This is a genomic window from Bradyrhizobium macuxiense, assembly GCF_007993935.1.
Taxonomy (GTDB): Bacteria; Pseudomonadota; Alphaproteobacteria; order Rhizobiales; family Xanthobacteraceae; genus Bradyrhizobium; species Bradyrhizobium macuxiense_A.
Window position 1 is genome coordinate 36,483 of the sequence record NZ_VITY01000018.1, and the last position, 14,615, is coordinate 51,097.

The window sequence follows — 14,615 nt, forward strand, 5'->3', positions numbered from 1 at the left end:
CCGCTTTGTCGCGGCGTTGGCCCCTTGGACTGGAGAACCAGATGTTCGGCGACTATTCGATCAGCGATCTCGGCGCCATCCTTGCGATGCAGGGATTTGCCGGGCTCATCCTGTTCTCCGTCTACGTGCTGATGGCACTGGGGCTTGCCATCATCTTCGGCCAGATGGGCGTCATCAACATGGCCCATGGCGAGTTCATGATCCTCGGGGCCTACGTCACCTGGATGACCTCGAACGCCGTGCAGCACACAGCGCCCTGGCTGTTCCCCGGATACTTCTTCATCGCGATGATCCTGGCGTTCATCGCTTCCGGCGCGCTCGGCATGCTGGTCGAGTGGGCGCTGATCCGCCATCTCTACAAACGTCCGCTCGATACGCTGCTGGCGACCTGGGGTCTCAGCCTGATCCTGCAGCAGGCCTATCGTTCGATCTTCGGCGCACGCGAGGTCGGCGTCGAGCTGCCTGAATGGATGATGGGCTCCTGGCAGGCGACCGACGCGATCCAGATCCCGATCAACGGCATGTTCGTGATGGGGTTGACGATCCTGATCACGATCGTCGTGTTCTACATCCTGTTTTGGTCGAGCTGGGGCAAGCAGGTGCGGGCCGTGGTGCAGAACCGCGTGATGGCCGGCGCCGTCGGCATCAACACCGAGAAGGTCGATCGCTACACCTTTGGCCTCGGCTGCGGCATCGCCGGGATTGCGGGCTCGGCCTTCACCATGATCGGCTCGACCGGGCCGACCGCGGGCCAGCTCTATATCGTCGACACCTTCCTGGTCGTGGTGTTCGGCGGCGCCGCTTCCCTGTTCGGCACCATCGCCTCCGCCTTCTCGATCTCGCAGACCCAGTCGACGCTGGAATTCTTCCTGTCGGGATCGATGGCCAAGGTGATCACGCTGCTCACGATCGTCGCGATCCTGATGGTGCGTCCGCAGGGGCTCTTCGCGCTCAAGGTCCGCAAATAAGAACAAGCAGGCTGGTCATGATCAACTCGCGTTTTTTCAATCGCTCCGAATTGCTCGGCTTCCTTGCGCTCGCGGTGCTGCTGTTTCTCATCCTGCCGCTGTCGCTGGATATCTTCCGTCTCAATCTGGTCGCCAAATATCTGACCTACGCCTTCGTCGGCATCGGCCTCGTGCTGTGCTGGGGCTATGGTGGCATCCTGAGTCTGGGGCAGGGCGTGTTCTTCGGCCTCGGCGGCTACTGCATGGCGATGTACCTCAAGCTCGAGGCGTCGTCGGTCGCGAACACCAAGATCCAGTCGACGCCGGGCATTCCTGACTTCATGGACTGGAACCAGCTGACCTCGCTGCCCTTCTTCTGGAAACCGTTCCACAGCTTCCCGATCACGCTATTGGCGATCCTGCTGGTTCCCGCGTTCTTCGCGCTGATCATCGGCGCCGCGATGTTCAAGCGCCGGGTCGGCGGCGTGTACTTCGCGATCATCACGCAAGCGATCGCCGCGATCCTCACCATCCTGATCGTGGGGCAGCAGGGCTACACCGGCGGCATCAACGGCATCACCGATCTCCGCACGCTGCACGGCTGGGACATCCGCACCGATCACGCCAAGTTCATTCTGTATTTCGTCGAGGTTGTGCTGCTGTTCGGATGCATCGTCGCCGCGCAATTCATCCGGCTGACAAAACTCGGGCGCATCCTGGTGGCGATGCGGGAGCAGGAGGATCGTGTGCGTTTCTCCGGTTACAGCGTCGCCAATTTCAAGATCTTCGCGTTCTGTGCCGCGGCGGTGTTCGCCGCGATCGGCGGCGCGATGTTCACACTCGAGGTCGGCTTCATGTCGCCGTCCTTCGTCGGCATCGTGCCCTCGATCGAGATGGTGATCTACACCGCGGTCGGCGGCCGGATGTCGATCTTCGGCGCGGTCTGGGGCGCGCTCTTGGTCAACTTCGCCAAGACCAGCCTCTCGGAATCCTTCCCGCAGCTCTGGCTGTTCGGCCTCGGTGCGCTGTTCATCGCGGTCGTGCTCGCCTTCGCGAACGGGCTCTCAGGCATCTGGGCGGACCACGTCCAGCCCCGCATCGACCGCCTGCTGGCATCACGCAAATCGAAATCGGCGGCCGGCATGATCGCCGACGGCGCACCGGCCGAGTGAGGAGGGGATCATCATGCTCGTCGGCCATCAGCCAAAAGACTTCCTGCTCGCGGTCTCCGGTCTCACCGTGTCCTTTGACGGCTTCAAGGCAGTCAACGATCTCTCCTTCTATGTCGAGGAGAACGAGATCCGTGTCATCATCGGCCCGAACGGCGCCGGCAAGACCACCGTGCTCGACCTGATCTGCGGCAAGACCCGCGCAACGTCAGGCTCGATCCAGTTCCGCGGCCAGGAGCTGACAAGGCTGCGCGAGAACGAGATCGTGCAAGCCGGGGTGGGGCGCAAGTTCCAGACGCCGTCGGTGTTCGAGGATCTCACCGTGTTCGAGAACCTCGAGATTTCCTTCCCCCGCGGGCGCACCGTGTTCGGCTCGCTGACCTTCCAGCGCGACGACACCGTCAAGCAGCGGGTCGAGGAGGTCGCCGAGATGATCTTCCTGAAGGACCGGCTCAACACCTATGCCGACCAGCTCAGCCACGGCCAGAAGCAGTGGCTCGAGATCGGCATGCTGCTGATCCAGGACCCGGATTTGTTGATGCTGGATGAACCGGTCGCCGGCATGAGCGTCTCCGAGCGCGCCAAGACCGCCGAGCTGCTCAACCGCATCATCAAGGATCGCTCGGTGCTGGTGATCGAGCACGACATGAAGTTCGTCGAGGACATCGCGCACAAGGTCACGGTGCTGCACCAGGGACAGATCCTGTCCGAGGGGACGATGGAGCACGTCAAGAACGACCCCAAGGTCATTGAAGTTTACCTCGGCCATTAAGGAGCGGCGTCGATGCTGGCAATCAATGATCTTCACGTCGCCTACGGCCAGAGCGAGGTGCTGCACGGCCTCAACGTGTCGGTTGCGCCCAATGAGATCGTCGCGATCATGGGCCGCAACGGCATGGGCAAGACCACGCTGATGAAGTCGCTGATGGGCATCCTGCCGGCCAAGAGCGGCAAGGTGACCATGGACGGCGCCGAGCTCGGCGCGATGAAAAGCTACGAGCGGGTGGCGAAAGGCCTCGCCTATGTGCCTCAGGGCCGCATGATCTTCTCCACCATGACGGTGAAGGAGAATATCGAGACCGGGCTCGTGGTGTCAGGCGGCTCCGAGGTGCCCGGCGATATCTACGAGCTGTTCCCGGTGCTGCTCGAGATGAAGGGCCGCCGCGGCGGCAATCTTTCGGGCGGGCAGCAGCAGCAGCTCGCGATCGCCCGCGCGCTCGCGACCAAACCGAAGGTGCTGCTGCTCGACGAGCCGACCGAAGGCATCCAGCCGTCGATCATCAAGGACATGGCGCGCACCCTGAAGCGGATCCGCGACGAGCGGGGGCTGTCGATCGTCGTTTCCGAACAGGTGCTGAGCTTCGCGCTCGACATCGCCGACCGTGTGCTCGTCATCGAGAACGGCGAGATCGTTCGCGACGATCCGCGCGATAGCGTCGATGCCGCGCAGATCTCGAAATATCTGTCCGTGTAACCAACCACCATCAGTAACCCAAGGGGAGCATCGCGATGCCAGATACACTGATCAAGGTCGATCTCAGCAAGTCGGCCTATGAGAACGACAAGATCCACAACCGCTGGCATCCCGAGGTTCCGATCGTCGAGTGGGTCAGCCCCGGCGACGACTTCATCATCGAGACCGTCGACTGGACCGGCGGCTTCATCAAGAACAACGATTCCGCCGATGACGTGCGCGACATCGATCTGTCGATCGTGCATTTCCTGTCCGGCCCGATCGGCGTCAAGGGCGCTGAGCCCGGCGATCTCCTGGTCGTCGATCTGCTCGACGTCGGTCCGTTGAAGGAGAGCCTGTGGGGCTTCAACGGCTTCTTCTCCAAGCAGAACGGCGGCGGCTTCCTCACCGACCATTTCCCGCTGGCGCAGAAGTCGATCTGGGACATCAAGGGCCTCTACACCTCGTCGCGTCACGTCCCCGGCGTCAACTTCGCCGGCCTGATCCATCCCGGCCTGATCGGCTGTCTGCCCGACGCCAAGATGCTGGCGGCCTGGAATGCGCGCGAGGCCGAGTTGATCGCGACCAATCCGACGCGCGTGCCGGGCCTCGCCAACCCGCCGTTCGCGCCGACCGCGCATGCCGGCCAGGCCAAGGGCGACGTCAAGGCCAAGATCGGCCTCGAAGGTGCCCGCACAGTGCCGCCGCGCGAGCATGGCGGCAATTGCGACATCAAGGATCTGTCGCGCGGCTCGAAGATCTATTTCCCGGTCTATGTGCCGGGCGGCGGGCTCTCGATGGGTGACCTGCATTTCAGCCAGGGCGACGGCGAGATCACCTTCTGCGGCGCTATCGAAATGGCCGGCTGGCTGCACATCAAGGTCGACGTCATCAAGGACGGCGTGTCGAAATACGGCATCAAGAACCCAGTGTTCAAGCCGTCGCCGATCACGCCGAACTACAAGGACTATCTGATCTTCGAGGGCATCTCGGTCGACGAGGCCGGCAAGCAGCACTATCTCGACGTCCACATCGCCTATCGCCAGGCCTGTTTGAACGCGATCGAGTATCTGAAGAAATTCGGCTACTCCGGCGCCCAGGCCTATTCGATCCTCGGCACCGCGCCGTGCCAGGGCCACATCTCCGGCGTGGTCGATGTGCCCAACGCCTGCGCCACGCTGTGGCTGCCGACGGAGATCTTCGATTTCGACGTCATGCCGTCGTCGGCGGGACCGATCAAGCACATCAAGGGTGACGTCCAGATGCCGATCTCGCCCGACAAGTGAATCCCTGCGCGAAGGGTGCGGGACGGCTGCGTATTGGCCGCCCCGCATCCATCGCCGCATGTCACACGACTGCGCAAGGATTAAGACAATGCCGATCTACGAATATCTCTGCAACGACTGCGGCCCGTTCACCGACATGCGGCCGATGGCGGAATGCGACCTGCCGCAGGACTGTCCGCAATGCGAAACGACGTCGCCGCGCGTGATCCTCACCGCGCCGGCATTCTTCTGCATGCCATCGGACAAGCGCAAGGCGCACGCCACCAATGAGCAGAGCCGGCATGCGCCGAAGACGCTCGATCAATACAAGGCCGCGCACGGCCCGGGCTGCGGCTGTTGCTCCTCGTCGGGAAAGAAGAAGCCGGCGCGACTGATGACCAAGACCAGGAGCGGCGCCAAGGGCTTTCCGACTGCGCGCCCCTGGATGATCAGCCACTAACAAAGCGGCCGATCGTCACGCCTGTTCGGCGACCTTCAGGGCCTCGGTGCGGATCTCCTCGACCAGCCGCTCCTTCAGCGCGACGAATTCGGGCGTGGTCTTGATCTTGTAGGAGCGGGGATGCGGAAGATCGACCGCGATCTCCGCCTTGATGCGGCCGGGGCGCGCGCTCATGACGATGACGCGGCTGCCGAGGAAGATCGCTTCCTCGATGTCATGCGTCACGAACAGCACCGTCTTCTGGTCGCGCTCCCAGATCCCGAGCAGCATCTCCTGCATCAAGGCCCGTGTTTGGTTGTCGAGCGCGCCGAACGGCTCGTCGAGCAGCAGGATCTTTGGATCGTTGGCGAGCGCCCGGGCGATCGCGGTGCGCTGCTGCATGCCGCCCGACAACTGCTTGGGCCAGTGAGTTTCGAACCCCGATAGCCCGACCCGGCGGATGAAGGCATCGGCGATCTCGTGGCGTTTCTTCTCCGGCACGCCGCGCTCGCGCAGGCCGAAGGCGATGTTCTCGCGCACGGTCAGCCAGGGAAATAGGGTGTAGGACTGAAACACCATGCCGCGATCGGCGCCGGGGCCGGTGACCTCGCGCCCGTCGAGCGTGACGCGGCCGCTGGTCGGCCGGTCGAGGCCGGCGATGATCCGGAGCAGGGTGGACTTTCCGCAGCCTGAGGGGCCGAGGATGGTGACGAAGTCGTTGTCGCCGACATCGAGCGTGGTCGGCTCCAGCGCCCGGGTCGGCGCATTGCCGGCGCGGGCGGGGAAGGTTCGCGAGACCTGATCGATCCGAAGCGCGGTCATGCGAGTTTCCAAGGGAATAGCCAGGCGTTGAACGCCTTGAACAGGAAATCGGAGATCAGGCCGATCAGCCCGATGACGATGATGCCGAAGATGATCTGGCCCGTGTTGAGCAGTGCCTGGCTATCGGTGATCATGTGGCCGATGCCCGAGGACGAGCCGATCAGCTCGGCGACGATGACGTAGGTCCAGGCCCAGCCCAGCACCAGGCGGAGGATTTCGGCGATCTCCGGTGCGGCGGACGGCAGCAGCACGCGGCGGATGATACCACTGTCACGGGCGCCGAGCGTGTAGGCGGCTTCGACCAGATCGCGCCGCGTCGCGCCGACGGTCACGGCCACCATCAGGATGATCTGGAACACCGCGCCGATGAAGATCACCAGCAGCTTCTGCAGCTCGCCGATGCCCGCCCACAGGATCAGCAGCGGAATGAAGGCGGACGCCGGCAGATAGCGGGCAAAGGACACGAAGGGTTCGAGAAAGGCCTCGATCGGCTTGTACGCACCCATCAGCACGCCGAGCGGCACCGCGATGACGGCGGCAAGCACAAACCCGCCGATGACACGCCAGATCGTCATGCCGATGTCGAACAGAAAGCCCTGCTTGGCGAGCAGCTCATAGCCTTCCTGCACCATGGTCAGCGGGTTGGCGAGAAAGGTCTTCGACACATGGCCGCCGAACGTTGCCCAGGACCAGAGCGCGACGAACAGCACGAAGAACGCGAGGCCATAGGCCACGCGCTGCTTCGATGTGGTGGGCTCGAGAGGACGCATCACTTGATGAAGCTGGCGTCGTAGATGTCCTCGACCTTCGGCGCGGCCTTGATGATGCCGACCTCGAGCAGGAGCTCCGCGGCATCCTTGTTGAAGGAGAGGAAATCACCGGCGAAGAATTTCTGGTTCGCGGCCTTGTCCTGCCAGCGCAGGTACTTTGCCGAATTGCCGAACTGCTCGCCGCTCTGCTTCACGTCGGCGCCCATGATCTCATAGGCCTTGGCCTGGTCCTTGGCGATCATGTCGAGCGCCTCGAAATAGCTGTCGGCCAGCGCCTGCGCCGCCTTCGGATTGTCGGTGAGGAATTTCGGCGTGCAGCCGAAGGTGTCCATCACGATCGGATAGTCGAGGGTGGTGGCGATGATCTTGCCCTTGTCGGGCGCGGCACGCACCGTCGACAGATAGGGCTCGTAGGTCATCGCGGCATCGTTCTGGCCGGAGACGAAAGCCTGCGCGGCGGCGGCGGGCTCCAGATTGACCACGGTGACGTCCTTCACCGAGAGGCCGTTCTTCTTCAGCATCCAGGCCAGCGCGAAATAGGGCGAGGTGCCCGGCGCCGATGCCGCGACGGTCTTGCCCTTGAGGTCCTTGATCGCGGCGACGTCGTTACGCACGGCCATGCCGTCGGCGCCATAGCTCTTGTCGAGCTGGAAGATCTGCTTGGTCGCGACGCCGTTGGCGTTCCAGGAGATCCAGGTCTCGACCGTGGTCGCCGCGCATTGAATGTCGCCCGAGGCGATCGCGAGATGCCGGTCCTTCTGCGGGATCTTCTTCAAGGTCACGTCGAGGCCGTTCTTCCTGAAGATGCCGGCCTCCTTGGCGAGCGTCAGCGGCGCGAAGCCGGTCCATCCGGAGATGCCGACGCCGACCTTGACGTCATCCGCGAACGCAGCGGTGGACGCGAGCAACGCGACCATTGCGGGCAATAGCTTGAAGGAACGCATGATTGTTGACCCCTTGAACGATGGATTGAACCCTGTTGATTGCTTTCACGTCAGTCGCGGCGGATTGCCGTATCAGGAACGTTGGTGGATGGTGGCCTATGATGCATTGCATGAAATATGCCGCGCAAGACGTCCTCAACCTCCCTTGAAGCGAGCCACCAGGCGGTGCGTCTCGCCCGGATAGTGCAGCCGCACCGCGGTCACCGTGCGCGCGCTGCGCCAGGTGTAGCGGTCGATCACGAGGCAGGGCGCGCCGACCGCGATGTCGAGCGCCTTCGCCGTGCGAGCGTCGGCAACGACGGCGCTGATCGTATGTTCAGCCTCGGTCCACGGCACGTGATGCAGCAGCCATGATCCCGGCGGTTCGCGCGCAAAATCCGCGGTTGCGGCCTCCGGAACGGTGGAGAGATCGATCAGCCTGTCCTCGACGGCGAACGGCACATCGTCGGCGCTGTGGCGGCAGGCGATCGCGATCACCTTGCCGGCCGTGCTCACGCCGAGCCGGGCGCGATCCGCCGATGTCGCGGTGCGCCGCCGGCAATCGATCAGCTGATAGCCGTAAGCGCGGCCGAGCGCGGTGATCTCGGCCCTGATGTCGGCGATCTTGAGTACCGCGGACATATGCTGCGGCCGGCGCACGAATGAGCCGGCACGCCGTCGCCGCTCGATCAGGTCGGCCTGCGCCAGTTCCGACAGCGCCTTGTTCACGGTCATGCGCGAGCAGCGATAGCGCGCCATCAGCTGGTGCTCGAACGGGATGCGGTGGCCCGGCGGCCATTCGCCGGTCAGGATCCGCGTCTCGATGTCGAGCCTGATGCGTTTGTAGAGCGTCGGCTTTTCGGTTGCGCGCGGCTTGGCGCGATCGGAAGCGAGGCTCATGCGACGAGCCTCCGGATGCTGGCATTGAACCGCTCGCGCGCCTTGTCGCGCAGCCGGTGCCGTCCACCCGCGACCAGTCTGTCGCCGCCGGCCCAGACGCAATCGATCGCGTCGCTGCCGGTAGCAAACAGCCAGCCGTCGAGAACTGCATCGCCCGACCGTCCCGCCAGGGACGGATGCGCAGTGTCGAGCGTGACGATGTCGGCCCGTGCGCCAGGCATGATCCCAACCTTGGTTTGTGCCAGAGCCTGCGCGCCGCCGGCCAACGCATGATCGAACAAGGCGCGGCCGGTCGATGCGCCCGGACGCCCCGAGAGCACGTTGCGCTCGCGGTGCTTGAGCCGCTGGCCGTATTCGAGCTGGCGAAGCTCGTCGGCGACGCCGACCAGCACGTTGGAATCGGTTCCGATGCCGAACCGTCCGCCCGCGGCGAGGAATTCACGCGCCGAGAAGATACCGTCGCCGAGGCTTGCTTCGGTGATGGGGCAGAGGCCGGCAACCGCGCCGCTGTCGGCGAGCGCCGTGACTTCCTGCTCCGTCATGTGAGTCGCGTGAATCAGGCACCAGCGCTGGTCGACCGGCGCATGCTCGAGCAGCCATTCGACCGGCCGTTGCCCCGACCAGGCCATGCAATCCTCCACCTCGCGCACCTGTTCGGCGGCGTGGATGTGGATTGGATCCGGTCCGGCAAGCGGGATGATCGCCCCGAACTCATCGGGCGCCATGGCGCGCAGGCTGTGCGGCGCGATGCCGATATTGGCGCCGGGGAGCGTTCGGATCGCTTCGCGCGAGGCCGCCATCAGCGTGGCGAACTGGTCGACCGAGCAGATGAAGCGGCGCTGCCCGGCGTGTGGCGCCGCGCCGCCGAACGTGCTGTGCGCATAGAAGCTCGGCAGCAGGGTAAGCCCGATGCCGGAGGCGCCAGCCGCCTCCGCAATGCGCACAGCCATCTCGGCCGGATTGGCGTATGCCGAGCCGTCGCGATCATGGTGCAGATAGTGGAACTCGCCGACGCGGGTGAAGCCCCGCTCGAGCATCTCGATATAGAGTAGCGTTGCAACCGCGGCGACGTCGTCCGGCGTCATGGTCAGCGCGAAGCGATACATCGTCTCGCGCCAGGTCCAGAACGTGTCCGTCGTATCGCCGCGCTGCTCGGCAAGGCCGGCCATGCCGCGCTGAAACGCGTGGCTGTGCAGGCTCGCCAGTCCCGGAACCGCCAATTGGTGACGTTCATCGCCGGCGGCTGGCGCAACGCCTGCCGTCACCGACGCGATCGCGCCGCCGCTGAGCTCGACCCGCACGTCATTGGCCCAGCCCGAGGGCAGCAGCGCGAATGCGAAATGCAGTCGGGTCATTTTTCCATGCCGGCTGGACAGAACCGCGACACGATTATATGTCTAGACATATAAGTCAAGCATCCCACCTCGAGGGGACGATCGCATGGCAGAGCGCTTCGACCGCATCTGGCACAACGCCCGGCTCGCTACGATGCGCGATGGTCGCGCCGATCTCGGCGAGATCGAGCAGGGCCTGATCGCGGCGCGCGACGGCCGCATCGTCTATGCCGGCGCGCAGGCGGATTTTCCCGTGGATGCGGATGCCGTCGAACGGATCGATTGCGGTGGCCGCTGGGTTACGCCCGGACTGGTCGACTGCCACACCCATCTCGTCTTCGGCGGCAACCGCGCGCACGAGTTCGAGCTGCGCCTGAAGGGCGCGAGCTATGAGGAGATCGCGCGTGCAGGCGGCGGAATCGTCTCGACGGTGGCAGCAACACGCAAGGCGACCGAGGCCGAGCTGGTAGCGGGCGCGCTGCCGCGGCTCGACGCACTGATCAGCGAGGGCGCGACCACCGTCGAGATCAAGTCCGGCTATGGCCTCGATGCCGAGACCGAGATGCGGCAGCTTGCGGCGGCACGCAGCCTCGGCCGCTTGCGGCAGGTCGCGATCCGCACGTCGTTTCTCGGCGCGCATGCCCTGCCGCTCGAGGCCAATGGCGACAAGGACCGCTATATCGATCTGGTCTGCAACGAGATGCTGCCGGCCGTGGCCAAGGCGGGCCTCGCCGATGCCGTCGATGCCTTCATGGAGGGCATCGCATTTTCCGGTGAGCAGACGGCGCGGGTGTTCGCGGCGGCGCGCGCATCGGGGCTCCCGGTGAAGCTGCATGCAGATCAGCTGTCGAATCTCGGCGGCGCGGCGCTCGCCGCAAAATTCTCTGCGCTGTCGGCCGATCACCTGGAGCACACCGACGAAGCCGGCGCCGCTGAAATGGCGAAGGTGGGAACGGTCGCCGTGTTGCTGCCCGGCGCGTTCTACTTCATTCGCGAAACACACAAGCCGCCGGTCGAGCTGTTCCGCAAGCACGGCGTGCCCATGGCGCTGGCGACCGACTGCAATCCCGGCAGTTCGCCGCTGACCTCTCTCTTGCTTGCCATGAACATGGGCGCAACTCTGTTCCGGATGACGGTCGCAGAATGCCTCACTGGCGTGACGCGGGAAGGGGCACGCGCGCTCGGCATGCTCGCCGAGACCGGTACGCTCGAAGCCGGCAAATATTGCGATCTGGCGATCTGGGACATCGAGCGTCCGGCCGAGCTGGTCTACCGGATCGGCTTCAATCCGCTGCACCGTCGGGTGTGGAGGGGACAATGAGCGCTTCCAACGCGCCTGATATCGTCACGCCCGGGACGGTCGGGCTCGACGTCCTGGCGCGCGTGCTCGCCGGTGCGACAATCGAGCTCGATCCATCATTCTGGCCGCGCGTCGAGGCGGCGGCGGAGATCGTCGCGAAGGCGGCGCGGATCGACATTCCTGCCTACGGCATCAATACCGGTTTCGGAAAGCTGGCATCGACGCGGATCGCGCCCGATCAGACCGCGCTGCTTCAGCGCAACCTCATTCTGTCGCATTGCTGCGGGGTCGGCCCGGCCACGCCCGAGCCGATCGTGCGCCTGATGATGGCGTTGAAGGTGATCTCGCTCGGCCGCGGCGCGTCCGGCGTCCGGCGCGACGTCATCGAGCAGTTGCAGGGCATGTTGGCGCGCGGCGTCTCGCCGCTGGTGCCGCAGCAGGGCTCGGTCGGCGCCTCCGGCGATCTGGCGCCGCTCGCCCATATGACCGCGGTCATGATCGGGGAGGGACAGGCAATCCTTGATGGCAAGGTCGTGCCGGGCCGAGACGCGCTTGCCGCTGCTGGTCTCGCGCCGCTGACGCTCGGTCCCAAGGAGGGGCTCGCGCTGATCAACGGCACGCAGTTTTCGACTGCCTATGCGATTTCCGGCCTGCTGCGCGCGCATCGGCTGGCGTGTGCCGCACTGGTGACCGGTGCGCTTTCGGTTGATGCGGCGATGGCCTCCACGGTGCCGTTCCGTCCCGAGATTCAGTCCTTGCGCGGCCATGATGGGCAGATCGCCGCGGCCGCGACCCTGACCGCGCTGCTCGACGGCAGCGACATCAGGCAGTCGCATCTCGAAGGCGACGAGCGCGTGCAGGATCCATGCTGCCTGCGCTGCCAGCCGCAGGTCGCGGGCGCCGTGCTCGACCTGCTCGCGCAGGCCGCGCGCGGCCTCGTGGTTGAGGCAAATGCCGTCACGGATAACCCCCTGGTTTTGGTCGATACCGGCGAGATCGTGTCGGGCGGCAATTTTCACGCCGAGCCGGTGGCGTTCGCCGCCGACCAGATCGCGCTGGCGCTCTCGGAGATCGGCGCGACCAGCGAGCGCCGGATCGCGACCCTCGTCGATCCCGCCTTGAACTTTGGCTTGCCGCCGTTCCTGACGCCCGATCCCGGCATCAATTCCGGCTTCATGATCGCCGAGGTGACGGCTGCGGCGCTCTATGCCGAGAACAAGCAGCGCGCGATGCCATGCTCGATCGACTCGACGCCGACCAGCGCCAATCAGGAGGATCACGTCTCGATGGCCGCGCATGCCGCGCGCCGGCTGTCCGACATGGCCGACAACCTCGCTTCCATCCTCGGCATCGAGCTGCTGGTCGCGGCGCAGGGCATTACGCTGCGCGCCCCGCATTCAACGAGTGTAGCGCTCGCTGCGGTCATTGCCGCGCTGCGTGAGCACGTTCCGGCACTCACCGCGGATCGCTACATGGCCGACGATCTCGCACGGGCGGCGAAGTTAATCGAAGCCGACGCGTTGCCCGCCGCCGCGATCGCGGCCCTTTCGATCGATCCATTTCCAAAACTTGCTTAGCCGACAGGGATATCAGTCATGAACCGCCGACTGGATAACGAACGCATCATCCGCGCTCCCCGCGGCAGCGACATCAGCGCAAAGAGCTGGCTGACCGAAGCGCCGCTGCGGATGCTGATGAACAATCTGGATCCCGATGTCGCCGAGCGCCCGAGCGAGCTCGTGGTGTATGGCGGCATCGGCCGCGCGGCGCGCGACTGGGAGAGTTTTGACCGGATCGCCGCCTCCTTGCGCACGCTCGAAGGCGATCAGACGCTGCTGGTGCAGTCCGGCAAGCCGGTCGGCGTTTTCCGCACCCATGCCGACGCGCCGCGCGTGCTGATCGCGAACTCGAACCTGGTGCCGCATTGGGCGACACTCGACCATTTCAACGAGCTCGATCGCCAGGGCCTGATGATGTACGGCCAGATGACGGCAGGCTCGTGGATCTATATCGGCAGCCAGGGCATCGTGCAGGGGACCTACGAGACCTTCGTCGAGGTCGGCCGCCGGCACTATGGCGGCAGCCTCGCCGGAAAATGGATCCTCACGGCCGGCCTCGGCGGCATGGGTGGCGCGCAGCCGCTGGCCGCGACCATGGCCGGCGCCTCGATGCTCGCGGTCGAATGCCAGCCGAGCCGCATCGAGATGCGGCTGCGCACCGGCTATCTCGACCGCCAGGCGGCGACGCTCGATGAAGCGCTGGCGATCATTGCCGACGCGACCAAGACCGGAAAGCCGGTGTCGGTCGGCCTGCTCGGCAATGCGGCGGAAATCTTTCCCGAACTGGTGCGGCGCGGCGTGCGCCCGGACATCGTCACTGACCAGACCAGCGCGCATGATCCGATCAACGGCTATTTGCCGAAGGGGTGGACGCTCGCCGATTGGGAAGCTCGGCGCGCTGCCGATCCGAAGGCGGTCGAGACTGCGGCCAAGACCTCGATGGTCGATCACGTCCAGGCCATGCTGGATTTCCACGCGCAGGGAATCCCGACGCTCGACTACGGCAACAACATCCGCCAGATGGCCAAGGACATGGGCCTGAGGCAGGCGTTCGATTTTCCGGGCTTCGTTCCGGCCTATATCCGTCCGCTGTTCTGCCGCGGCGTCGGTCCGTTCCGCTGGGCGGCGCTGTCGGGCGATCCCGAGGACATCTTCAAGACCGATGCCAAGGTCAAGGAGTTGATGCCCAACGACGGCCACCTGCACAATTGGCTCGACATGGCGAAGGCGCGCATCAAGTTTCAGGGGCTGCCGGCGCGAATTTGCTGGGTCGGCCTCGGCGACCGCCATCGGCTTGGCCTCGCCTTCAACGAGATGGTGGCGCGCGGCGAACTCAAGGCGCCGATCGTGATCGGCCGCGATCATCTCGATAGCGGCTCGGTGGCGAGCCCGAACCGCGAGACCGAGGCGATGCGCGACGGCTCCGATGCGGTGTCCGATTGGCCGCTGCTCAACGCGCTGCTCAATTGCGCGAGCGGCGCCACCTGGGTGTCGCTGCATCACGGCGGTGGCGTCGGCATCGGCTATTCGCAGCACGCCGGCATGGTGATCGTCGCCGACGGCACGCCGGAGGCGGCGCGCCGGCTCGAGCGCGTGCTGTGGAACGACCCGGCGACGGGGGTCATGCGCCACGCCGACGCCGGCTATGAGACGGCGATCGAATGCGCCCGCGCCAACGGGCTCGATCTGCCGAGCTTGCGCGCGTGAGGTGACGTTGGCGAGTGCCGCCGAAGA

Annotated in this window: 14 protein-coding genes; 9 read left to right on the forward strand and 5 right to left on the reverse strand. The window is 65.1% G+C overall.

The genetic code is table 11. The annotated features are described in order from the left end of the window. Nucleotides 1-41 precede the first annotated feature (41 nt). The 6 genes from urtB to FBZ93_RS35055 all read left to right on the forward strand — a co-directional run bounded on the left by urtB (nucleotide 42) and on the right by FBZ93_RS35055 (nucleotide 5,294). Nucleotides 42-968 (forward strand): urea ABC transporter permease subunit UrtB, encoded by a 927-nt coding sequence (gene urtB / locus FBZ93_RS35030; protein ID WP_146991971.1) that lies wholly within the window; start codon nucleotides 42-44, stop codon nucleotides 966-968. Between the two features lie 17 nt (nucleotides 969-985). Next, nucleotides 986-2,119, forward strand: a complete 1,134-nt coding sequence (gene urtC / locus FBZ93_RS35035) for an urea ABC transporter permease subunit UrtC (RefSeq protein WP_146991972.1) — start codon at nucleotides 986-988, stop codon at nucleotides 2,117-2,119. 13 nt (nucleotides 2,120-2,132) lie between these two features. After that, entirely contained in the window at nucleotides 2,133-2,888 is a 756-nt protein-coding gene (gene urtD / locus FBZ93_RS35040) for an urea ABC transporter ATP-binding protein UrtD (RefSeq protein WP_146991973.1), read from the forward strand. 12 nt (nucleotides 2,889-2,900) lie between these two features. After that, a complete protein-coding gene (urtE, locus tag FBZ93_RS35045; RefSeq protein WP_146991974.1) occupies nucleotides 2,901-3,590 on the forward strand; it encodes an urea ABC transporter ATP-binding subunit UrtE in 690 nt (229 codons plus the stop codon). 35 nt (nucleotides 3,591-3,625) lie between these two features. Next, nucleotides 3,626-4,855: a formamidase gene (gene fmdA, locus FBZ93_RS35050; protein WP_050400074.1), complete on the forward strand. Its 1,230-nt coding sequence runs from the start codon at nucleotides 3,626-3,628 to the stop codon at nucleotides 4,853-4,855. Nucleotides 4,856-4,943: 88 nt separating this feature from the next. Next, a complete protein-coding gene (locus FBZ93_RS35055; RefSeq protein ID WP_050421886.1) occupies nucleotides 4,944-5,294 on the forward strand; it encodes an FmdB family zinc ribbon protein in 351 nt (116 codons plus the stop codon). A gap of 15 nt (nucleotides 5,295-5,309) precedes the next feature. On the opposite strand, the gene FBZ93_RS35060 is transcribed toward FBZ93_RS35055, so the two are convergent. From FBZ93_RS35060 to FBZ93_RS35080, 5 genes are all read right to left on the reverse strand, one after another. After that, the gene (locus tag FBZ93_RS35060) at nucleotides 5,310-6,095 is read right to left on the reverse strand and encodes an ABC transporter ATP-binding protein (RefSeq protein ID WP_167529358.1); all 786 of its coding nucleotides are present in this window, start codon (nucleotides 6,093-6,095) and stop codon (nucleotides 5,310-5,312) included. Further along, on the reverse strand, nucleotides 6,092-6,865 hold the full coding sequence (locus FBZ93_RS35065; protein WP_146991976.1) for an ABC transporter permease: 774 nt from the start codon (nucleotides 6,863-6,865) through the stop codon (nucleotides 6,092-6,094). Before FBZ93_RS35065 ends, FBZ93_RS35060 begins: the two co-directional genes overlap by 4 nt. After that, complete coding sequence (locus FBZ93_RS35070; RefSeq protein ID WP_146991977.1) at nucleotides 6,865-7,809, reverse strand: ABC transporter substrate-binding protein; 945 nt, start codon at nucleotides 7,807-7,809, stop codon at nucleotides 6,865-6,867. The genes FBZ93_RS35065 and FBZ93_RS35070 overlap by 1 nt, the downstream gene beginning before the upstream one ends. A 135-nt stretch (nucleotides 7,810-7,944) precedes the next feature. After that, a complete protein-coding gene (gene hutC / locus FBZ93_RS35075; RefSeq protein ID WP_146991978.1) occupies nucleotides 7,945-8,688 on the reverse strand; it encodes a histidine utilization repressor in 744 nt (247 codons plus the stop codon). Beyond that, nucleotides 8,685-10,043 (reverse strand): formimidoylglutamate deiminase, encoded by a 1,359-nt coding sequence (locus tag FBZ93_RS35080; RefSeq protein WP_146991979.1) that lies wholly within the window; start codon nucleotides 10,041-10,043, stop codon nucleotides 8,685-8,687. Before FBZ93_RS35080 ends, hutC begins: the two co-directional genes overlap by 4 nt. Nucleotides 10,044-10,128: 85 nt before the next feature. Between FBZ93_RS35080 and hutI the strand changes: the two genes are divergently transcribed. The 3 genes from hutI to hutU are packed head-to-tail and all read left to right on the forward strand — an operon-like array spanning nucleotide 10,129 to nucleotide 14,588. Further along, the gene (hutI, locus tag FBZ93_RS35085) at nucleotides 10,129-11,343 is read left to right on the forward strand and encodes an imidazolonepropionase (RefSeq protein ID WP_146991980.1); all 1,215 of its coding nucleotides are present in this window, start codon (nucleotides 10,129-10,131) and stop codon (nucleotides 11,341-11,343) included. After that, complete coding sequence (gene hutH, locus FBZ93_RS35090) at nucleotides 11,340-12,899, forward strand: histidine ammonia-lyase (RefSeq protein ID WP_146991981.1); 1,560 nt, start codon at nucleotides 11,340-11,342, stop codon at nucleotides 12,897-12,899. Before hutI ends, hutH begins: the two co-directional genes overlap by 4 nt. An 18-nt stretch (nucleotides 12,900-12,917) precedes the next feature. Continuing rightward, complete coding sequence (hutU, locus tag FBZ93_RS35095; protein WP_146991982.1) at nucleotides 12,918-14,588, forward strand: urocanate hydratase; 1,671 nt, start codon at nucleotides 12,918-12,920, stop codon at nucleotides 14,586-14,588. Nucleotides 14,589-14,615 lie beyond the last annotated feature (27 nt).

What these genes read in the sequence shown, in the direction of transcription:
- urtB (WP_146991971.1), top strand. Translation starts at nt 42, where the DNA reads ATGTTCGGCGACTATTCGATCAGCGATCTCGGCGCCATCCTTGCGATG.
- urtC (WP_146991972.1), top strand. Translation starts at nt 986, where the DNA reads ATGATCAACTCGCGTTTTTTCAATCGCTCCGAATTGCTCGGCTTCCTT.
- urtD (WP_146991973.1), top strand. Translation starts at nt 2,133, where the DNA reads ATGCTCGTCGGCCATCAGCCAAAAGACTTCCTGCTCGCGGTCTCCGGT.
- urtE (WP_146991974.1), top strand. Translation starts at nt 2,901, where the DNA reads ATGCTGGCAATCAATGATCTTCACGTCGCCTACGGCCAGAGCGAGGTG.
- fmdA (WP_050400074.1), top strand. Translation starts at nt 3,626, where the DNA reads ATGCCAGATACACTGATCAAGGTCGATCTCAGCAAGTCGGCCTATGAG.
- FBZ93_RS35055 (WP_050421886.1), top strand. Translation starts at nt 4,944, where the DNA reads ATGCCGATCTACGAATATCTCTGCAACGACTGCGGCCCGTTCACCGAC.
- FBZ93_RS35060 (WP_167529358.1), bottom strand. Translation starts at nt 6,095, where the DNA reads ATGACCGCGCTTCGGATCGATCAGGTCTCGCGAACCTTCCCCGCCCGC.
- FBZ93_RS35065 (WP_146991976.1), bottom strand. Translation starts at nt 6,865, where the DNA reads ATGCGTCCTCTCGAGCCCACCACATCGAAGCAGCGCGTGGCCTATGGC.
- FBZ93_RS35070 (WP_146991977.1), bottom strand. Translation starts at nt 7,809, where the DNA reads ATGCGTTCCTTCAAGCTATTGCCCGCAATGGTCGCGTTGCTCGCGTCC.
- hutC (WP_146991978.1), bottom strand. Translation starts at nt 8,688, where the DNA reads ATGAGCCTCGCTTCCGATCGCGCCAAGCCGCGCGCAACCGAAAAGCCG.
- FBZ93_RS35080 (WP_146991979.1), bottom strand. Translation starts at nt 10,043, where the DNA reads ATGACCCGACTGCATTTCGCATTCGCGCTGCTGCCCTCGGGCTGGGCC.
- hutI (WP_146991980.1), top strand. Translation starts at nt 10,129, where the DNA reads ATGGCAGAGCGCTTCGACCGCATCTGGCACAACGCCCGGCTCGCTACG.
- hutH (WP_146991981.1), top strand. Translation starts at nt 11,340, where the DNA reads ATGAGCGCTTCCAACGCGCCTGATATCGTCACGCCCGGGACGGTCGGG.
- hutU (WP_146991982.1), top strand. Translation starts at nt 12,918, where the DNA reads ATGAACCGCCGACTGGATAACGAACGCATCATCCGCGCTCCCCGCGGC.